This is a genomic window from Croceicoccus sp. YJ47, from assembly GCF_016745095.1.
GTDB lineage: Bacteria > Pseudomonadota > Alphaproteobacteria > Sphingomonadales > Sphingomonadaceae > Croceicoccus.
In genome coordinates this window covers 1,097,789-1,117,352 of record NZ_CP067087.1, presented here as the reverse complement: position 1 = coordinate 1,117,352, position 19,564 = coordinate 1,097,789, and the positions used below count along the sequence as shown (strand labels likewise).

Genomic DNA, 19,564 nt, shown 5'->3' with positions numbered 1-19,564 from the left:
CCGCGCGACGCGCGTTGCGGGGGGCGGATTACCGGCTGGCGGCGATCCGTTTGAGGCGCCGCCGCTGGACCGAGGAGCCGATGCCGATCGCCTCCCTGTATTTCGCGACCGTCCGGCGGGCGAGCGTATAGCCGCGATCCTTGAGGCATTCGACCAGCGCATCGTCCGACAGGATCTTCTTCGGGTCCTCCGCATCGCAAAGCTGGCGAATGGCGGCCTTCACCGCCTCGGCGGAGGCGCCGCCCTCGCCGTCGGCATGGGCGACGCCCGAACCGAAGAAATATTTCAGTTCGAACGTGCCGCGCTCGCAATGCAGGAACTTGTTCGACGTCACCCGGCTGATCGTCGATTCGTGCAATTCGACCTTTTCCGCCACCTCGCGCAGGGTGAGCGGGACGAGCGCGGACACGCCGCGGCGAAAAAACCCGTCCTGCCGCCGCACGATTTCATGCGCCACCTTCAATATGGTGCGCTGCCGCTGATCCAGGGCGCGGGTGAGCCAGTTCGCGTCGGTCAGTTTTTCACCCAGCCAGCCTTGGGCGGCGCGGTCGCGGCAGTGGCGTTTCATCTGCACGTAATAGTCGCGATTGATGACGAGCCGGGGCAGCGTGCGGCGGTTGATGGCCACGCCCCAACCGCCTTTTTCGCGGCGGATAAGCACGTCGGGCACCACCGGCGTCGCCGCCCCGCCGCCAAAGCGGTGCCCCGGTTTGGGATCGTAGCGCCGCAATTCGGCGATCATGTCGGCAAGGTCGTCGTCATCGACGCGGCAAATCCGGCGAAGATGCGCGAGATTTCCCTGCGCAAGCAGGTCCAGATTGGCGAGCAGCGCCGCCATGCACGGGTCGTGGCGATCGGCCTCCTTCGCCTGTAGCGCGAGACATTCGGACAAGGAGCGCGCACCGACCCCCGTCGGGTCGAGCGTCTGCAGCAGCGCCAGCGCCCGCTCCGCCTCGTCGAGCTCGATGCCGAGCGTGGCGGCGATGTCGCCAAGGTCGCCGACGAGGTAGCCCGCCTCGTCCAGATGATCGATCAGATGCCCGGCGACGAAGCGGAGCACCGCCGTCCCGTCCGCGGCGCCAATCTGCGCGTGGAGATGCTGCGCCAGCGTGGCGGCGTCGTCGGCGCGTTCGGCAAAGTCGAAATCGCCATCGGACGCGGCACCTTGCCCCATGCCCCCCTCGCGCGCGCCGATCCCGTCGCCGGTGTCGAAATCGCGATCCGCCGCATCGGGCGCGATGTCGAGTGCGTCGCCGCCATTCGTGCTGCCTGCATCGGGCAATTCGGCGTCGGCCTGGACCGGCGCGGCAGCCTCCCCGGTATCGCCGAGTTCGAGCAGCGGATTATCCGCCACCGCGTCGGCGATATGGCTTTCCAGTTCCAGGTTCGACAGCGTCAGCAGGCGGATCGCCTGCTGCAATTGCGGTGTCATCACCAGCGATTGCGATTGCCGTATGTCGAGGCGGGGGCCGATGGCCATGGGACGTCAGCCGCGCGGATCCGGCAGGAGGGCGCGCACGCAGTTCACAAGGTGAACCCCTCGCCGAGATAGAGCCGCCGCACGTTTTCATCGGCGACCAGCGCCTCCGGGCTGCCGGCAAAGAGCACCTGCCCGCCATAGATGATGCAGGCTCGGTCCACGATTTCGAGCGTTTCGCGCACGTTGTGATCGGTGATGAGCACGCCGATGCCGCGCCCCTTCAGATCCTTGACCAGATCGCGAATGTCGCTGATCGAGAGGGGATCGATGCCGGCGAAAGGCTCGTCGAGCAGCATGATCGACGGTTTCGCCGCAAGCGCGCGGGCGATTTCGGCGCGGCGCCGTTCCCCGCCCGAAAGCGCCATCGCCGGGCTTTCGCGCAGACGCGTGAGCCCGAATTCGTCGAGCAGCCGCTCCAGCTCGGCGGCGCGGACCTGCTTGTCCGGCTCCACCAGTTCGAGCACGCAATTGATGTTCTGTTCGACGCTCATCCCGCGAAAGATGCTCGTTTCCTGCGGCAGATAGCCGAGGCCGAGGATCGCGCGGCGATACATCGGCAGGTTGGTGATGTCGTTCCCGTCGAGCAGCACCCGCCCCGAATCGGGCCGCGCAAGCCCCATGATCGAATAGAAGCACGTCGTCTTGCCCGCGCCATTGGGGCCGAGCAGGCCCAGCACCTCGCCCTTCGCGACGGAGAGCGAGATGTCGGTGAGCACCGCCCGCTTGTCGTAGCTCTTGGCGATGGACAGCACCTCAAGCCCGCCTTGCGGCACAGGGGGCGCGGCCGTCTCTTCGGGGTCTACGGCGGGGTCGAGAGTGATCTCGGTAGCGATGGCGTCTGGTCCTTGGTCTGCGGCGGGGTGCCGGTCACGATCGGTTGTGGCGCAACGCATATCATGGCCTGCCAACCATTAAAGCCCCCTCAACGCCGTCATGCAATCGGTTTGGCAGGCGGTTTGGCAGGATTCGTGCATGGCCACCCTGCGCGCGATGGCCCAGCGCCCCCGAAACAGCCGTATATGCAGTGCCATTGACCTTGGCCGTGAAACAAATGATACTCGATCCGGGACTGAAAGGGAAAGGATCGTGCGGCATGGCAGGATCGCAAACACGAATCGAACGTAGCGCCCGCTTGCACCGCGAGCGAGAGATGGCTCGACCGGCGCCGCCGGTTCATGCGACCCGCGGCTGGCCGAGGAAGATCAGCGACAATATCGCCTATGCGCTTCTGGCGTATACGGTCCTGCAGATCTTCGTCACGGTAAAGCAGCTGAAGGAATTTTCCGGCACGTTGCTGCCCTATATGGCGCTGGTCATTCTGGTGCTGGCGATCATACCGCTCTGTCTGAAGCTGGAGCGGCGCTGGGCCGGGATGTCGGATGAAGCGGCGCACAATCCGCAATATCGCGGGGCCTATCGCCGCGATCAGCTGCTCATCTGGGCAGGGGCGATCGGGCTGCCGTTCGCGATCGCGGGGCTGGCGCGGATGCTGCACGGGTAATCCGCGCAACGGGCTGAACGCGGCGGCGGCGCTTGCCCAGCGGGCAGGCAATGCCTATCCCGCCGGTTTCGAATTCAGGAGAAACCGGCATGTCGAGATCCAACCCGTGCTGAACGCCGAGCAGGCGGAGAGCCGCTGCCACGATCTGATCGCCCGCGTGCGGCGGCTGGGCGCCGATGCGGCGGATGCCGTCTATCTCGGCGATTTGTCCGAAACCGTGCATGTCCGGCTGGGCGCGCTTGAAGAGGTGGAGCGATCCGAATCCGAGCATTTCGGCCTGCGCGTCTTTATCGGGCAGAAAAGCGCCACCATCGGGTCGAGCGCCGCCGACGAGGCCGCGCTCGACGAATTGTCGCGCCGGGCCGTGGCCATGGCGGAGGCGGCGCCTGCCGACCCCTATGCCGGGCTGGCGCCTGCCGACATGCTGATGACAGGGGCAACCCCCGCGCTCGATCTCCTGTCGCCGCCGCCGGGGCCGGACGCGCTGCGCGAAGCTGCGGAACGGACCGAGGCGGCGGGCCGTGCCCATTCCGGCATCACCAATAGCGACGGCGCCGCGGCAAGCTATGGCCGCGCCATCGCCGCGCTGGTTACGAGCCACGGTTTTGCCGGGAATTACGAGCAGGCGCGCCATGCGCGGTCGATCTCGCTCGTCGCGGGGAAGGGCGCGGGGATGGAGCGCGGCTATGCCGGGCGCAGCGCGCGCCATGCAGGCGATCTGCCGGACGAGGAGAAGATCGGCACGCTCGCTGCGGATCGCGCGCTCGAACGGCTCCATCCCGGCACCATGAGCAGCGGGCCGATGCCCGTCGTCTTCGATCCGCGGGTGGGCGGAACGCTGCTCGGCCATCTTGCCGCGGCGATTTCGGGCCACAGCATCGCGCGCCAGGCCAGCTTTCTCCTCGAATGCGAGGGGAAGCGCATCTTCCCGGCCGCCATCACCGTGGCCGACGATCCGCTGCGCCATCGCGGCCTGCGTTCGCGGCCCTTCGACGGGGAGGGATTGCCGACCGCGCCGCGTGATCTGGTGGCGGAGGGGCGGCTGACGGGCTGGTTGCTCGACAGCGCATCGGCGCGCAAGCTTGGCCGCCGCCCGACGGGCCACGCGGCGCGCAGCGGGGGCGGTTCGCCCGCCGTCGCGACCAGCAACGTGACCCTGAACGCCGGCGATGTATCGCGCGACGCGCTCATCGCCGACATCCGCGGCGGCGTGCTGGTGACGGAGCTGATCGGGCAGGGGGTCAATCTCGTGACCGGGGATTACAGCCGCGGCGCATCGGGCTTTCGCATCGTGAATGGCGCCATCGCCGGGCCGGTAGCGGGCTTTACCATCGCCGGCAATCTTCTGGACATGTTCGCGCAGATGACCGCCGCCGACGATCTCGACGACATTCGCGCCGTCAACGTGCCGAGCCTGCGCGTCGACGGCATGACCGTGGCGGGGGGGTGACGACCATGCGCCGTGCCATGCTTGCCGCCGCGCTGCTGCTTTTCTCCGCGCCCGTCCATGCCGCCCTTCCCGATCTTTCGGGCGGCGGCGCAGCCGAACCGTCGGCGCCTGCGCAGGAGATCGAGGCCGAACAGGGTGCCGAGCAGGACATTCGCATCGCCGCGCGCATCCGCAATATCTTCGCCGCGATCGAACCGCTCGCCAATGTCGGCGTGCAGGTCGAGCAGGGCGTCGTCACGCTCAGCGGGAACGTCGCGCAGGCAGAAGCCGCGCAGCAGGCGGAGGACATCGCATCACGCGTGACGGGCGTCGTCACCGTGTCGAACCGGATCGAGCGCGACCTTGCCGTCAACAGCAACCTTGCACCCACGCTCGGCGGGATCGTGGACGAGGCGCGCGGCCTTGTCCGCATGTTGCCGCTCATTCTCGTCGCGACGGTGGTCGCGGTGCTGGTGGCGCTGCTGTTCGGCGCGATCTCGCGCATGCGCTGGCTGCTCGACAAGGTGACGCCCAACGCCTTCGTCACCGAATTGTTGTCCAGCGCGATCAAGTTCGTGGGCGTGTTGTTCGGGCTTTATCTCGCGCTGAAGATCCTCGGCGCGACGGCATTGCTGGGCGCGGTGCTCGGCATCGGGGGCGTCATCGGCATCGCGGTGGGCTTTGCCGTGCGCGACACGATCGACAATTACATCTCCTCCGTCATGCTGTCCCTGCGACAGCCGTTCCGCGCCAACGACCACGTGATGATCGAGGGGAACGAAGGCCGCGTCGTGCGCCTCACCAGCCGGGCCACCGTGTTGATGACGCTGAACGGCAACCATCTGCGCATTCCCAATTCGACCGTCTTCAAATCGGTCATCCTCAATTACACCCGCAATCCGCAGCGCCGTTTCGAATTCGATCTCGGCGTGGATGCGGACGACAATCCGGTGGACGGCATGGCCACGGGAATAGAGGCGCTGCGCGGTCTGGATTTCGTGCTCGACGAACCCGAGCCGACCGCCGTCATACGCGAGGTCGGCGATTCCAATATCGTCATCAGCTTTCGCGGCTGGGTCGATCAGGAAGAGACCGATTTCCTCAAAGGACGATCCATCGCGATCAAGGCGGCGAAAGACGCGCTGGAGGAGGCGGGCTTTGCCCTGCCGGAGCCGATCTACCGGCTGCGTTTCGATTCCGGCAGCCCCCTCGCACTGGGCGAAGGGGCGAGCATTTCGCAGGCGCCGCGTCCCGCGCCCGCCGCGCCGTCCCCCGTCACCACGCGCAAGCGGGCGAGCGGGGAGAGCGAGGCACAGGCGCGGAGCACCCGGCCGGAAAACCACATCGCGGAACTCGTCGACCGCGAGCGTGCCGTCACGGGCGAGGCCGACCTGCTCGATTCCAGCCGCCCGGTGGAATGATCGCGCCGACAACGGGGGCACTCGATACGAAAAAGCCCGGCGGTTTTGGGACCGCCGGGCTTTTGCATGGGATGGTGAGGCGCGCCTCAGCGCTTTTCGTTCTGGGCCTGCTTCTCGCGTTCGATCGCCTCGATCACGATGCGGCGGGCTTCCTCGGCGCCGCCCCAGGTGCCGACGCGGACCCATTTTTCCTTTTCCAGGTCTTTGTAATGGGTGAAGAAATGCTCGATCTGCTTGAACAGGATTTCGGGCAGGTCGCCCTTTTCCGACACCTTGGTGTAATAGGGAAAGGTCGAATCCTCGGGCACGCAGACCAGCTTTTCATCGCCGCCATGTTCGTCTTCGAGGTTGAGCACCGCGATGGGACGCGCACGCACGACGCAGCCGGGCACGAACGGGCTGCGCGCCACGACGAGCGCGTCGAGCGGATCGCCATCGGGCGACAGCGTGTGCGGAACGAAGCCGTAATTGGCGGGGTAACGCATCGGCGTGTGCAGGATGCGATCGACGAACAATGCGCCCGAATCCTTGTCGAATTCGTATTTCACCGGCTCGCCGCCAACGGGAACCTCGATGATGACGTTCAGGCTTTCGGGCGGGTTGGACCCGGTCGGGATCAAGTCGATACGCATGTGGGCTTTCGTCCTCTGTCTATCCGGCGCTGCGTTGCAGCATGTGACCCGGCGGGGCTGTAGCGCGGCGCGCCGCCTGCGCCAAGAGCGCATTTCGCGCCCCCGGCACGGCGCGGCTCACGCATGGCCGCGCCGCGTTTTTCAATCGGCGACCGTCGGTTCGAGCAGGCGATCGAGCAATTGTTCGCCGTCCTTCCCGTCCACCGGTTCGAGCCAGGGATAGCGCAACCCCCCGTCATAGGCGAGCGGCACGGTGAGGTAACGGCCCCCCCGCTCGATCAGCAATTCGATCGGCCCGCCGCCATCGGCCGCGGCCGCAATGGCGCGCTTCATCGCGTCGCTGTCATAGGCCTCGCCATTGACGGCGACGATATCCGCCCCGCCGACGATGCCCGCCTTGAACGCTGGCCCGTCCCACAGGACCGAGGACACGGACCCGTCATTGCCCACGTTCAGCCCAAGCGAATGCCACAGGTTGAGATATTTGGCGTTCGCCATGATCGCCTCGTCATAGGGGTTGGGCTCGGGCCGGAATGCCACGCGATAGCCGGCAAGCTCCACCCCGCGCGTCGGCGCCGGCTGGTTCGGCAATTGCAGGCGTCGGCCAAGGAAATTCGCCCAGTCGTAGGGATGAACCGCGTTGAGATCGGCGACGACATCCTCGAACTCGTACGTCACCTCGCCCCAGTCGCCGTCGCGCAGCCCGAAGAACCTCTTGTTGAAATCCTCCAGCGATTTCCGGCCGCCCGTCTCGCGCCGGATCAGCATGTCCGCCTCCAGCCAGGTCAGCGCGCCCTCGCTGTAATATTCCTCACCGCGGGACTGGCTCGAAAACGGCTTGGCCTTGCGCGCGGCGAAGATGGGATCGTGCGTCGTGTCCTCCACCGAACGCCACGCCCGGCCCGGCTGCGTCATGTAATTGGCGACCGTGCGGGCGATGTCGCCCTTGATCAGGTCGGTCGTCTGCAATCCCGAACGCGCGGCCAGCACCATGTCCCAGTAGCTGGTCATGCCTTCATAGACCCAGAGCAGGTTGTCCTGCATCGGTTGACGATAATCGGGGGTCCACAGGCGCGCGGGGCGGCGGAACTTGCCGTTCCAGCTATGCGTCATTTCATGGGGCAGCAGACCGCGGCGGTATTCGGTCTTCTTCCACTCGGTAAACGTGTCGGGCGGAAGCGTGTTTTCCGAACTGCGATGATGTTCAAGGCCGATCCCGCCGAGCTTGTCGGTGAGGCCGAGCAGGAATTCGTAGTGGTCGAACGGTTTCGAGCCATAAAGCGCGATCGCCTCGTCCACGAGCCGGCGATGCGCGTCGATCTGCTCCTCGCTCGCCTCGAGGTAGCGCGGCGCATCGGCGAACACCTCGAGATCGACGTTCTGACCCAGATCCCACGCACGGTGATAGGCGCCTGCGAAGATCGGCGAATCCACCAGCGTCTGATAATCCGTGGTCGCCCATTGCACGGTGTCGCCCGCGCGGCTTATCCCGTCGAGCGCGGTCGCGACGTCCCATCCTTCGGGAAAGGTCACCGTCGGGCGGATCGCGATGCGGCGCACGTAATGCCCGGCGGGATAGAGGCTGACATCCTCGAACTTGAGGTTCATCATCTCGGGCGTCATGACGATGCGCCCCTCGTTCGGCTCCAGCGGGGAGGTATAGACGAGCTGCGCCGCGACCTGCGCCGTGCCGGCAGGAACCTCGACGTGAAAGGCGTAGACCTCGACCGGGTCGCGCGTCCATTTCAGATCCTGCCCATTGGCGGTGAAACGAATGCCGGTCAGCTCGGCCAGGAAACCGCGCGGCGCATGCTTGCCCGGAAGCCATTCGGGATAGAGCAGGGTCAGACGCTCCGTCCCCGGCGCGAGCGGGATCGTCTCGGTCGTGCGGAACACGCCGCGCGTGATGTCGGTCGCATCGACGGCGAGGTCGATGGTGCCGCCCGGCCATGGCGTATCGACCGGATCGGGCACCGACGGCGAAATCGGCACGGCCTGCGGGAGCGAGCGCTGCTGCTCCGCCTGTGTCTGTGCATGGGCGGGCATGGCGATGGCGAAAAGGGATGCGGCGGTGAGAAGGGCGCGGCCCGTGATGGTCTTTTTCATGGGCGATGGTGTGCCGCGAGCGCCGCGCATATGCAATACGCCAGTGCGGTGCGGCGATGCTTTGCAGGAGCGGGCTTTGCGGGTAAAGGCCGCGCCATGACGGACAAGCGCATCGACACACCGCAGGCCATTCGCGGAACGCAGGACATCTTCGGAGCGGAGGCGGAGGCCTTCGCCCACGTGGTCGAAACCTTCGAACGCATTCGCCGCCTTTACCGGTTTCGCCGGGTCGAGATGCCGGTCTTCGAAAAGACCGCCGTGTTTTCGCGCAGCCTGGGCGAGACGACCGATGTCGTGTCGAAGGAAATGTACAGCTTCGAGGATCGCGGCGGCGAATCGCTCACGCTCCGGCCCGAATTCACCGCCGGTCTGACGCGCGCGTTCCTGACCAACGGGTGGCAGCAGCACGCGCCGCTGAAACTCGCCACGCATGGCCCGCTGTTCCGTTACGAACGCCCGCAAAAGGGACGCTACCGCCAGTTTCACCAGATCGACGCCGAAATCATCGGCGCCGCCGAACCGCAGGCGGACGTTGAATTGCTCGTCATGGCGGATCAGCTCCTGCGCGAGCTGGGCATTGCGGACGGCGTGACCCTGCAATTGAACACGCTGGGCGATGGGGAAAGCCGGGAGAACTGGCGCCGTGCGCTCGTCGAATATTTCGGCGACCACCGGGCCGAACTGTCGGAGGATTCGCAGGACCGGCTGGAGCGCAATCCGCTGCGCATCCTCGATTCCAAGGATCGCCGCGACCGTGCCTTCGTCGCCGACGCGCCGCAGATCGACGCGTTCCTTTCGGGCGAGGCGCAGGAATTCTTCGCCGCCGTCACCGAAGGGCTGGATGCCGCGGGCGTCGCATGGGAACGGGCGGCGTCGCTCGTGCGCGGGCTCGATTATTACCGGCACACCGCGTTCGAATTCGTGACCGACCGGTTGGGCGCGCAGGGGACCGTGCTGGGCGGTGGGCGTTATGACGGGCTGGTCGAGGCACTGGGCGGGCCGGCGACCCCGGCGGTCGGCTGGGCCGCGGGGATCGAGCGGCTGGCCATGCTGGTCGGCGAACGGGGCGAGCCATCCGCCGATGTCGCGGTCGTGCCGATGGGCGCGGCGGCAGAGGCCGCGGCGGCGGGCATCGTCGCCGATCTGCGCCGCGCAGGGCTCACCGTCGACATGGCGTTCAAGGGCAATATGAAAAAGCGGATGAGCCGCGCCAACGACAGCGGCGCGCGTCATGCCGTGATCCTCGGCGACGAGGAACTCGCCGCAGGCGAGGCGACGGTCAAGACGCTCGCCACCGGGGAGCAGGCGCGTGTGCCGCTTACCGGTCTTTTGCCCGTGCTGAAGGGTTGAACCCTTGCGCGTGTCCGACGAACGCCTCGCCCAGATTGCCGGGCGTTTTGCCGAGCTTGAGGCGCGGCTGGCCAGCGGCACGCTGGAGGGGGAGTCCTTCGTCGCCGCCAGCCGCGATTATGCGGAACTCGAACCGGTCGCGCGCGAGGCTGCCGGGGTGGCCGCCATGCGCGGCGAGCTCGCCGAGGCCCGCGCGATGCTCACGGATCCCGAGATGCGCGCGATGGCAGAAGAGGAGATCGTCCGCATCGACGGCGAATTGCCCGCGGCGGAGGATCGGCTCGCGCTGGCCCTGCTGCCCCGCGACAGCGCCGATGCGCGGCCCGCGATGCTCGAAATCCGGGCCGGCACCGGCGGGGACGAGGCGGCGCTGTTCGCCGGCGACCTTTACCGCATGTACGAACGTTTCGCGGTAAAGAGCGGCTGGCGAATCGAACCGATCAGCACCAGCGTATCCGATGTCGGCGGGTTCAAGGAAATCGTCGCCCATGTCACCGGCACCGGCGTGTTCGCGCGGATGAAGTTCGAAAGCGGCGTCCACCGGGTGCAGCGCGTGCCCGTCACCGAAAGCGGCGGGCGCATCCATACCAGCGCGGCCACCGTCGCCGTCCTTCCCGAACCGGACGAGGTGGATGTGGAGATTGCCGACGCGGATGTGAAGATCGACATCTACCGCGCATCGGGCGCCGGCGGGCAGCATGTGAACACCACCGATTCCGCCGTCCGCCTGACCCATATCCCCAGCGGCATCGTCGTCATTCAGCAGGACGAACGCAGCCAGCACAAGAACCGCGCCAAGGCGATGCAGGTGCTGCGCGCCCGCGTGTACGAGATGGAGCGCGCAAAGGCCCATGGCGAAGAGGCTGAGGCGCGCAAGGCGATGGTCGGGTCCGGCGACCGTTCCGAACGCATCCGCACCTATAATTTTCCGCAGGGGCGCGTGACCGATCACCGCATCGGGCTGACCCTGCACAAGCTGCCTGAAATTCTCGAAGGGCCGGGCCTTGCTGAAATGATCGATGCGCTCATTGCGGAGGACCAGGCCAAACGCCTGGCCGCGCAGAATTCGTGATGGCGCGCCTGTATCCCCGGCGGGTGCGAAACCCTGTCCCCAATGGAACGTTCGACGCATGACGATGGAAGACAACGCCCCCGCAACCGGTTCCGCCCCCGGCGCCAACCGCACCATCGCCGCCGCATTGCGTGACGGTGCGGCGCGGCTTGCCGAAGTGTCGGACAATCCCCGGCTCGACGCCGAATGGCTCATGGCGGAGGCGATGGGCACCGACCGCTCGACGGTGCTGCTGCAACACATGGACCGGGCCGCGCCCGAACGGTTCGACGATCTGGTGGCGCGGCGCGCATCGGGCGAACCGCTTGCGCATATCACCGGGCGTCAGGAATTCTACGGGCTGGAACTCGCGGTATCGCGCCATGTCCTGATCCCGCGGGCCGATAGCGAGGTGCTGATCAACGCGGCGCGCGACGTGCTCGCCGACAGGCCGCCGGCGCGCATTCTCGACATGGGGGTGGGGTCGGGCGCGCTCCTGCTCGCGGCGCTGTCGTCATGGGATGCGGCGCGCGGCGTCGGGATCGACCGGTCGGGCGCGGCGCTCGCCATGGCGCAGCATAACGCGGAACAGCTGGACCTTGCCGATCGCACCGAATTGCGGCTGGCCGACTGGACCGAAATCGGGTGGGAACGCCGGGTGATGCCGGCCTATGATCTGGTGCTCGCCAACCCGCCCTACGTCGCGACGCAGGATCCGGCGCTTGCCGACGACGTCCGCCGGTTCGAGCCGGAGGGCGCGCTTTTCGCGGGCGAAGATGGGCTGGACGCCTATCGCACGATGATCCCGCAATTGCCCGACCTCATGACGCCCGGCGGCGTCGCCATGGTCGAGATCGGATATGCGCAGGCCGACGCCGTGATCGACATCGCCGCCCGGTCGGGCCTGCGCCATGTGCTGCACCACGATCTTTCCGGCCATCCGCGCGCGCTGCAGCTCTGGGTGGAGCAGTTCGGCGACGACGAGATGGACTGAGGCGCAGGGCGCGTCACCCCAGCGATCGGTAGAACGCGATCTCCATCTCGCCCTCGACGCAATCGAGGATGGGGGGGACGAGCGCCTCGTGAAAATCGACCGCCATGTGATGGTCGAACGCGGCATCGTCGCGGAACGTGGCGACAACCTGGAACAGATCCTCGTCGTCTTCCGACTGAAACAGTTCGTAGACGATGGCATCCGGCTCGCGTTCGAACACCAGCCCCTTCATCTCGACCTGAAGGCGGATAAGCTCGGCGCCGCGGCCCGGTTTCGCGCGGAGCTGCGCGATGAAGCTCTTGCCGCCCTTCACGACGCAGACTCCAGATCGAGCAGCATCTCGCGTTCGTAACTGCCGTCCATGCAGTCGATCATCGTCGCGATCAGCGGCTTGTTCCGCTCATATTCCATATGCGCCTCGCCTGCCTTTTCATCGACGAAGCTTTCCAGGACGGCGAACATTCCGGGCAGATCGAGGCGGTAGAACTGAAAGAAAAGCGCGCCTTCCTCCTCGCGCGCCTGTTGCTCCATCTGGCGCGCGGCGTCGAGAAAATCGGAAACGCGGGTCTCCTTTATGCGGAAGCGCGAAAGGAAGCTGTAGGCCATCATGTCTCTCCGGTCAGCAGCCCTTTTGCCGGGCCGTCTCCCGTAATAAAAAACATACATGTTTGCTTTTGCAAAGCGATTTTCGCGGCGTTCACAACTCGAGCCGCGGTAGAGGAGAAGAAAATTTCACGCTATTCGCAAGCAGGGTTGTAAAAAAGACAAACATGTATGATTGTTGGCGAATGCCCGGCGCAAGATCGGGTGTCGAACACAAAACCCGACGGCCGGACAATACGGCTGCAATGGGGGAGAGAGGGTATGATGAAGGCACGTTTCCTGATGCGGAGCGCGTTGGCTCCGTTTGTCATGTTGGGAATGGCGAGCGCCGCCCATGCGCAGGTTTCGCCGCAAGAGGGGCCCGAAACGGCCCCCGCCGGACCGGTCGACGATGGCCCTGCGCCCGAACCCTCGAACGAGCGGTCGCCTGCCGGCACGGTCACCACATCGGGCGGGCTGGGCGAAATTCTCGTCACCGCGACGCGCCGCTCCACCGATCTTCAGGCGACGCCGGTCGCCGTGTCCGCGGTCGACAGCCAGCTGATCGATCAGGCCGCGCCGCGCGATGTCGGCGACCTGGCCGCCTTCGTTCCCAATTTTTCCGCCGCGACCATCGCCAATTTCAATGCGGCATCCTTTGCCATGCGCGGGGTTGGGCAGACCTCGATCATCGTGTATTTCGAGCCTCCGGTCGCCGTGCTCGTCGACGATTTCGTGGTGCCCTCGGTGCAGACGCAATTGCTCGACACCTTCGATGTCGAACAGGTCGAGGTGCTGCGCGGGCCGCAGGGGACGCTTTTCGGCAAGAACACGACCGGCGGTGTCGTCACCGTCCGGACCAAGCGGCCCGAGCTTGGCTTCATCGGGGCCGAGGTGCGTGGCGAATATGGCGATTTCGGAACCACCCGTCTTCAGGGGGCGGTGAACGTGCCGATCGGCGATGTCGCCGCGCTGCGGCTCGTCGGCGGGTACGAACAATCGGATGGCTATTACAAGAATGGCGCGTGTTACGGCCCGGTGACGGGGTTCGTGCCCAACAAGTTCCAGGGGCAGGAAGGCTGTCTCAATGGGGAGTCGCTGGGCGGAAAGGACGTGTGGCAGGCCCGCGCCAAGCTGCTGGTGGAACCCACGACCCGGCTGTCCGCGCTGTTTCAGTATGAGTGGATCCGCGACCGGTCCGATGTCGTGCCGTCGGTCAATGTGAACTATCTCTACGAAGGCGACACCCCGCTGCTGACCGATCTGCTCGGCCTCACCGATCCCAATGCGCAGGATACCGATCCGCTCGACCGCGCGGCCTATACCGACCGTTTCGTGAACACCGTCGAATTGCGCAACGGACAGCGGATCTCGGTCGACGGCGTCTATGGCAATATCGACTACGATTTCGATTTCGGGACGCTGACCTCGGTTTCGGGCTACCGGTTCCAACGCTCGCGCATTCCCAACAGCTATGCCGGCGCCACCGCGGTCGCGCCCGACGGGACGCGCCTGTCGTTCTTCGATGCATCGCGCGACGACGATCGCAAGACCTACCAGCAGGAAATCCGCTTCGCGAGCGACCTTGGCGGGGCATTCGATTTCGTGGCGGGCGGGTTCTATCAGAAGGACAAGATCGACTTCTGCGTGTCGCAATTGCTCGGTTTTCTCGACCTGACGAGCGGGCCGCTGCCGTTCGGCAACTGGAACAGCACGCCCTACATCCTCTGCAATGCGCAGAACGCGACGTCGAAGGCGCTGTTTGCCGAAGGGACGTTCGAGGTCACCGATCGCCTCTCGCTCACCGTCGGCGGGCGCTACACCTGGGAGGACAAGACCTGGCGCGGGCGGCAGCAGACCTTCATCCCCGCGTTTGGCGGTGGATTCGATCCCGCGATCACCATTGACGAGGCGCTCGACGCGAGCGTGTACGACTATCCCGCGGGCGTCGTGACCGTCGACGCCAGCGCGCGCGAGCCGACCTACCGGGCGAGCCTGAGCTACGAAGCCAATCCCGACCTGTTCTTCTACGGGACCTATTCGCACGGGTTCAAGGGGGGCGGCTTCAACGACCAGATCGGCGGATTTGCGGCATTCGGGGACGATCTCGACGCCTTCCGCACCGCCGCGCGCGCGACCGAGCCGGAAAAGGCCGACAGTTTCGAGGCCGGCGTGAAATCCGAATTCCTCAACAACCGGCTGCGCTTCAACCTCACCGGGTTCTACGTCAAATATGACGACCTTCAAAAACAGCTGAACGTGCCGATCGTCGTCAACGGGCAGCCCAATCAGGTCACCGTCTTCGTCAATGCGGCGAGCGCGGAGGTGAAGGGGCTGGAGATGGAGGCATCGGCCTCGCCGTTCGACGGGCTGACCCTGCGTGCCGTCGCCGGTTATCAGGATGGCGAGTACAAGGAATATGACGCGCCCAACGCCGGCTACGACCTGTCGACGGCCCCGCTCGACCGCGCGCCGAAATGGCAGTGGACGCTCGACGGGACGTACAACATGGCGGTCGGCGCATCGCATGACCTGACCTTCAACGCGTCGGCGGCCTATACCGGGCGCAATCTCAACACGCAGGCGATCGACGATCCGCTCGGCAACACGTTTCTCGACGCGCGCACCCTGGTCAATGCGTCGATCACCTTTGCCGAATTCGATGAGCGTTATTTCATCCGCCTCATCGGCCGCAACCTCACCGACGAACGGTATCGCGTCGGCATTCAGAACGTCGCAGGTCTCTGGGTGAATGCGCAATACGGTCCGCCGCGCTACTTCGGCGTGCAGGTCGGCGGCAAGTTCGGGCGGGGGTTGTAAGCGTCGATGAAAGCCAGAGCGTACTGGCTGTGGCTGGCTCCGTTGCTCCTGTCCGCATGCGGCGGGGGTGACGGGGCCGGCACCGGCGGCGACGGGGAGGTTCGCGCCAATGCCATCCTTGCGGATGATAGCGGCGGGGACGACTGGCCCGCCTTCGGCCGCACCTATGGCGAGCAGCATTACAGCCCGCTGACGCAGATCGACACGGGCAATGTCGCACAGCTCGGCCTCGCCTGGTCGATGGACCTGCCGCCGGGCAATCCGGCGACGGGGCCGATCGCGGTGGATGGCGTCATCTACATGGCGACGGGCTATTCCATCGTGCGCGCCATCGATGCCCGTAACGGCAAGCAATTGTGGAGCTTCGACCCGAAGGCGCCGCAAGCCTCCGGCAAGAAGTTGCGGCAGGGCTGGGGCAGCCGGGGTATCGCGTGGTGGAACGGCAAGGTCATCACCGCGACGCAGGATGGCCGGCTCGTCGCGCTCGACGCGAAGACCGGGGCGGTTTCGTGGTCCTCGCGCACCTTTCCGCAGAGCGACAGCCGGTTCATCTCCGGCCCGCCGCGCGTTTTCGACGGGAAGGTCGTGATCGGCCACGGCGGCGCGGATTCCGGGCCCATTCGCGGCTATGTCACGGCCTATGACGCCGATACGGGGGAGCAGCTGTGGCGGTTCTACACCGTGCCCGGCAACCCCGCCGACGGGTTCGAGAGCGAGGCGATGGAAATGGCCGCGCGGACGTGGTCCGGCGAATGGTGGAAATATGGCGGCGGCGGCAATGTGTGGAACGCCATCACCTATGATGCGGAGCAGGATCTGGTCCTCCTCGGCACCGGCAATGGCGCGCCGTGGAATCACAAGATCCGCAGCGACGGCGAAGGGGACAATCTGTTCCTGTGTTCGATCGTCGCGGTGGATGCAAAGACCGGCGAATATCGCTGGCATTATCAGATCAACCCCGGCGAAAGCTGGGACTTCAACGCGTCGATGGACATGGAGCTTGCCGATCTCACCATCGACGGCAGGCAACGCAAGGTCGTGATGACCGCGCCCAAGAACGGGTTCTTCTACGTCATCGATCGCACCAATGGCGAGCTGATCAGCGCCGAACCCTTCGTCACCGTGACCTGGGCCAAGGGCATCGACAAGGCCACGGGCCGCCCGATCGAGGCGGAAAACGTCCGCTACGAAGACGGGCCGGTCACGTTTCAGCCTACGCCGGTCGGCGCGCATAGCTGGCTCCCCATGGCGTATAGCCCGCAGAGCGGCCTCGCCTATATCCCGACCCTCGATCTCGAGGTGACGTATGACGATACCGGCATCACGAAGGAGAACTTCGAATGGGTCGAAGGGATGGGGCTGGCGAGCGGGGTCGGCTATGCCGTGTCCATTCCGGAGGGCGCGGAGACGACCGGCTATCTCACCGCCTATGATCCCGTGGCGCAAAAACCGGCATGGCGCATCCCGATGGACGTCCCGTTCAGCGGCGGGGCCATGGCGACCGCAGGCGGGCTGGTGTTCCAGGGGCGCGTGAACGACGATTTCGTCGCCTATGACGCGAAGAGCGGCAAGGTGTTGTGGACCTTCGATGCCAAGGCGCCCGTCATCGCGCCGCCCATCACCTATACCGCCGACGGGGTGCAATATGTGACCGTCATTGCCGGCATCGGCACGTCGCCCGGCCTGTTCGGGCCGATGACGGCGAAGTTCGGCATCGATTACCGCACGCAGGCGCGCCGCGTCCTGACCTTCCGCATCGGGGCGGCGGGGACATTGCCTGCAAAACAGCCCTATACCGCGGTGGCTTTCGCCGATCCGGACTATCGGGCCGATGCGCGGCTCGAAACGGCGGGAGAGGGGATTTTCAACGCGCGCTGTGCCGTGTGTCATGGCGGCGCGGTCATCGCAGGGGGCACGGCGCCCGACCTGCGCACGTCGGCCGCGGTGGCCGATCCCGCCACCTTCCATCAGATCGTGCGGGGCGGGGCGCTGGTGCACAATGGCATGCCGCAGTTTCAGGAGCTGAGCGACCGCGAATTGCGTGCGCTGCGCCAGTATATCCGCGCCCGCGCCGCCGACCTCAGGAAGGACGGCGGCGCGTAGCGGTTCCTGCCCGTCACATCGCGGCGAGCCGGGTCTTTCCGTCCCAGTCGCGCGCGGCGTCGCGGATCTTGGCGAGCGTGTCGATCATGGCCGGGCGCGCCTCGATCAGCTCGATCATCGCGCCCGGGAACGCGGCACCTGCGGCGCCAATGTCGCTGTCGATATAGGCGAAGCGGGAGAACGGCAGCTCCCCTTCGAGCACGACCTTCGCACCGCGCCGCTTCGCCTCGGCGACCTGTTCGTCCAGCCGGTCCGTCATCGTACCGAGGTGGTGAACGCCGCTGCGCCCGCTGTCGAGGAATTCGCGATAGGTCGAAGGGTGCGTGCCCGGCTGGATCAGCTCGATCATCGTGTCCCCGCTATAGGATACGGCGACCGCTTCGTAGACCGGCGCATCGGGCGCGGTATCCTCCCCCAGTGATCGTACCCAGTCGAAGGGCAGCGGCACGGGAAAATGGAAAAACGGTCCAACCCCCAGCACGCGCGTCCAATGGTCGATATGGGCCTCGATGTCGTCGACCACCCAGGCGATTTGAAATATATTTCCGAACGACTTGCTCATCCTTGCGCATCCTCTCTCAGGCCATGGAAAATCCGCTTCGTTTCGTCGGATTCCTCTTGCAAACATACATGATTGTCTTTTTTATGGAAGCGATCCGTCAAGAGATCCGCCGACGATATCGGCATGCACACGAAAAAATCCCGCCGCGTCCGTTCGTGCCGGGATGGAGAGAGGCCCATGAAATTCGATTTCAATCTCTGGGATATCCATATCGGCAATCCCCACCCCTTCAACGAACGCGCCCCGCGCATCGACAACGGCACCGGGCGGCCCGATCCCGAACGCTATCACGACCGCGATTTCGCCGCCCGCGAATGGGAGCAGGTCTTTGCGAAAAGCTGGCTTCTGGCCTGTCCCGTATCGGACGTGGCGGAGCCGGGCGATTTCGCGAAATTCGACATCGGGAGCGAAAGCTTCCTCATCGTGCGGGGCGAGGATGGTGAGATCCGCGCGCATTACAACGTGTGCCCGCACCGCGGCGCGCGTCTCGTGCAGGCCGACGTCGGCGCGGTGAATCAGTTTTCCTGCCCGTTCCACAGCTGGAAATTCGATCTTGAGGGCACCAACACCCATATCACGGACGAGGAAACGTTTCAGCCTGAAGTGCTGTGCCACGACACCGATCTGACCTCGGTGCGGTGCGAAACCGTCGCCGGGCTGGTGTTCATCTCGATGGATGAGACGATCGAGCCCTTGCGCGATTTCCTCGGCCCGGTGGCGGAACAGCTCGAGCTTTACCAGATCGCGGACATGTATCCGGTGCAGCATCGCCGCAGCGACTGGGGCGCGAACTGGAAAGGCGGGATTGACGCCTTTGCCGAGACCTATCACCTGCACGCCGTCCACCCGCAGACGCAGGGGTTGATGGACGACCGCACGCAGATCGACCTCTACCCCAACGGGCTGGTAAGCCGGCAATTCGTGCCCTTCGCACAGCCCAGCCGCCGTTACGACGATCAGGACAGCGTCAACCCCGGCATCGCCATGATGCTGGCGGATGCGGGGATCGACCCGGCGACGTTCGAGGGCACGGCAAAGGAAACGCGCGCCGCCATTCAGAAGGCGAAACGCAAGCGGTCCGACGATCTCGGGCTCGGCTACGAACGGTTCAGCGATACGCAACTCAGCGATTCGACGGTCTATTCCGTCTTTCCCAACGTGCAGATCGGCTGCCATCCCGAAGCGGTGTTCCTCCACCGTTTCCTGCCGCACCCGACCGACCCGAATCAATTCACCTACGATACGCTGATCCTCTATCGCGATGTCGATGCGCCCGGCTATTCCGCACCGGCATGGATGGGGCTTGGCGACGACGTCGACCTGTCGGGCAGGACGCGGCCCGAGGTGGTGCATACCAAGCTTGGCGATCCGCCCGGCCTCGGCGAGGTGCTGGATCAGGATTCGGACCTGCTTCCCGTGGTGCAGGCCGGCGCCCATTCACGCGGATTTCGCGGCCCGTTGTGGAGCGAGCAGGAGGCGCGCCTGCGCCATTTCCACGCAGAGCTGGACAAACGCATGGCGCAATAGGGGCGA

General features: G+C 65.6%; 16 protein-coding genes. 9 read left to right on the top strand and 7 right to left on the bottom strand.

Annotated elements, in window-relative coordinates:
- Window positions 1-28: 28 nt before the first annotated feature.
- Window positions 29-1,480 (bottom strand): RNA polymerase factor sigma-54, encoded by a 1,452-nt coding sequence (rpoN, locus tag JD971_RS05475; RefSeq protein WP_202086526.1) that lies wholly within the window; start codon window positions 1,478-1,480, stop codon window positions 29-31.
- Between the two features lie 44 nt (window positions 1,481-1,524).
- Complete coding sequence (gene lptB / locus JD971_RS05470; RefSeq protein WP_236672373.1) at window positions 1,525-2,301, bottom strand: LPS export ABC transporter ATP-binding protein; 777 nt, start codon at window positions 2,299-2,301, stop codon at window positions 1,525-1,527.
- A gap of 329 nt (window positions 2,302-2,630) precedes the next feature.
- On the opposite strand from lptB, the gene JD971_RS05465 reads away from it, so the two are divergent.
- The 3 genes from JD971_RS05465 to JD971_RS05455 all read left to right on the top strand — a co-directional run bounded on the left by JD971_RS05465 (window position 2,631) and on the right by JD971_RS05455 (window position 5,831).
- Complete coding sequence (locus JD971_RS05465) at window positions 2,631-2,981, top strand: hypothetical protein (RefSeq protein WP_202086525.1); 351 nt, start codon at window positions 2,631-2,633, stop codon at window positions 2,979-2,981.
- A 106-nt stretch (window positions 2,982-3,087) separates the two neighbouring features.
- A complete protein-coding gene (locus JD971_RS05460; protein ID WP_202087369.1) occupies window positions 3,088-4,431 on the top strand; it encodes a TldD/PmbA family protein in 1,344 nt (447 codons plus the stop codon).
- Between the two features lie 5 nt (window positions 4,432-4,436).
- On the top strand, window positions 4,437-5,831 hold the full coding sequence (locus JD971_RS05455) for a mechanosensitive ion channel family protein (RefSeq protein ID WP_202086523.1): 1,395 nt from the start codon (window positions 4,437-4,439) through the stop codon (window positions 5,829-5,831).
- Between the two features lie 86 nt (window positions 5,832-5,917).
- On the opposite strand, the gene ppa is transcribed toward JD971_RS05455, so the two are convergent.
- Together ppa and JD971_RS05445 are read right to left on the bottom strand one after the other, a co-directional pair.
- Window positions 5,918-6,463 (bottom strand): inorganic diphosphatase, encoded by a 546-nt coding sequence (gene ppa / locus JD971_RS05450; RefSeq protein ID WP_202086520.1) that lies wholly within the window; start codon window positions 6,461-6,463, stop codon window positions 5,918-5,920.
- 141 nt (window positions 6,464-6,604) lie between these two features.
- Window positions 6,605-8,569, bottom strand: coding sequence for a M61 family metallopeptidase (locus JD971_RS05445; RefSeq protein WP_202086519.1), 1,965 nt, complete (start codon window positions 8,567-8,569; stop codon window positions 6,605-6,607).
- Between the two features lie 96 nt (window positions 8,570-8,665).
- Here JD971_RS05445 and hisS point away from each other — a divergent pair, with 96 nt between their 5' ends.
- From hisS to prmC, 3 genes are read left to right on the top strand one after another with little or no spacing between them, the layout of a single operon-like run.
- On the top strand, window positions 8,666-9,919 hold the full coding sequence (gene hisS, locus JD971_RS05440) for a histidine--tRNA ligase (RefSeq protein WP_202086518.1): 1,254 nt from the start codon (window positions 8,666-8,668) through the stop codon (window positions 9,917-9,919).
- A 4-nt stretch (window positions 9,920-9,923) separates the two neighbouring features.
- The gene (gene prfA, locus JD971_RS05435; RefSeq protein WP_202086516.1) at window positions 9,924-10,991 is read left to right on the top strand and encodes a peptide chain release factor 1; all 1,068 of its coding nucleotides are present in this window, start codon (window positions 9,924-9,926) and stop codon (window positions 10,989-10,991) included.
- Window positions 10,992-11,049: 58 nt separating this feature from the next.
- Window positions 11,050-11,964, top strand: coding sequence for a peptide chain release factor N(5)-glutamine methyltransferase (prmC, locus tag JD971_RS05430; protein ID WP_371809715.1), 915 nt, complete (start codon window positions 11,050-11,052; stop codon window positions 11,962-11,964).
- A 13-nt stretch (window positions 11,965-11,977) separates the two neighbouring features.
- Here the strand turns inward: prmC and JD971_RS05425 are convergent, their stop codons facing one another.
- A complete protein-coding gene (locus JD971_RS05425) occupies window positions 11,978-12,277 on the bottom strand; it encodes a putative quinol monooxygenase (RefSeq protein ID WP_202086514.1) in 300 nt (99 codons plus the stop codon).
- Window positions 12,274-12,573, bottom strand: a complete 300-nt coding sequence (locus JD971_RS05420; protein WP_236672287.1) for a putative quinol monooxygenase — start codon at window positions 12,571-12,573, stop codon at window positions 12,274-12,276. Before JD971_RS05420 ends, JD971_RS05425 begins: the two co-directional genes overlap by 4 nt.
- 312 nt (window positions 12,574-12,885) lie before the next feature.
- Here JD971_RS05420 and JD971_RS05415 point away from each other — a divergent pair, with 312 nt between their 5' ends.
- Window positions 12,886-15,366 (top strand): TonB-dependent receptor, encoded by a 2,481-nt coding sequence (locus JD971_RS05415; RefSeq protein WP_202086512.1) that lies wholly within the window; start codon window positions 12,886-12,888, stop codon window positions 15,364-15,366.
- A gap of 6 nt (window positions 15,367-15,372) precedes the next feature.
- Window positions 15,373-17,469, top strand: a complete 2,097-nt coding sequence (locus JD971_RS05410) for a PQQ-dependent dehydrogenase, methanol/ethanol family (RefSeq protein WP_202086509.1) — start codon at window positions 15,373-15,375, stop codon at window positions 17,467-17,469.
- 13 nt (window positions 17,470-17,482) lie between these two features.
- Here the strand turns inward: JD971_RS05410 and JD971_RS05405 are convergent, their stop codons facing one another.
- Window positions 17,483-18,031 carry a VOC family protein gene (locus JD971_RS05405; RefSeq protein ID WP_202086507.1) on the bottom strand — a complete coding sequence of 183 codons (549 nt, stop codon included), beginning with the start codon at window positions 18,029-18,031 and terminating at the stop codon, window positions 17,483-17,485.
- Between the two features lie 177 nt (window positions 18,032-18,208).
- On the opposite strand from JD971_RS05405, the gene JD971_RS05400 reads away from it, so the two are divergent.
- On the top strand, window positions 18,209-19,558 hold the full coding sequence (locus tag JD971_RS05400; protein ID WP_202086506.1) for an SRPBCC family protein: 1,350 nt from the start codon (window positions 18,209-18,211) through the stop codon (window positions 19,556-19,558).
- Window positions 19,559-19,564: the final 6 nt, after the last annotated feature.

Excerpts from the sequence above, each read along its gene's own strand:
- rpoN (WP_202086526.1), bottom strand. The coding sequence starts at position 1,480 with ATGGCCATCGGCCCCCGCCTCGACATACGGCAATCGCAATCGCTGGTG.
- JD971_RS05465 (WP_202086525.1), top strand. The coding sequence starts at position 2,631 with ATGGCTCGACCGGCGCCGCCGGTTCATGCGACCCGCGGCTGGCCGAGG.
- JD971_RS05455 (WP_202086523.1), top strand. The coding sequence starts at position 4,437 with ATGCGCCGTGCCATGCTTGCCGCCGCGCTGCTGCTTTTCTCCGCGCCC.
- ppa (WP_202086520.1), bottom strand. The coding sequence starts at position 6,463 with ATGCGTATCGACTTGATCCCGACCGGGTCCAACCCGCCCGAAAGCCTG.
- JD971_RS05445 (WP_202086519.1), bottom strand. The coding sequence starts at position 8,569 with ATGAAAAAGACCATCACGGGCCGCGCCCTTCTCACCGCCGCATCCCTT.
- hisS (WP_202086518.1), top strand. The coding sequence starts at position 8,666 with ATGACGGACAAGCGCATCGACACACCGCAGGCCATTCGCGGAACGCAG.
- prmC (WP_371809715.1), top strand. The coding sequence starts at position 11,050 with ATGACGATGGAAGACAACGCCCCCGCAACCGGTTCCGCCCCCGGCGCC.
- JD971_RS05420 (WP_236672287.1), bottom strand. The coding sequence starts at position 12,573 with ATGATGGCCTACAGCTTCCTTTCGCGCTTCCGCATAAAGGAGACCCGC.
- JD971_RS05415 (WP_202086512.1), top strand. The coding sequence starts at position 12,886 with ATGGCGAGCGCCGCCCATGCGCAGGTTTCGCCGCAAGAGGGGCCCGAA.
- JD971_RS05410 (WP_202086509.1), top strand. The coding sequence starts at position 15,373 with ATGAAAGCCAGAGCGTACTGGCTGTGGCTGGCTCCGTTGCTCCTGTCC.
- JD971_RS05405 (WP_202086507.1), bottom strand. The coding sequence starts at position 18,031 with ATGAGCAAGTCGTTCGGAAATATATTTCAAATCGCCTGGGTGGTCGAC.
- JD971_RS05400 (WP_202086506.1), top strand. The coding sequence starts at position 18,209 with ATGAAATTCGATTTCAATCTCTGGGATATCCATATCGGCAATCCCCAC.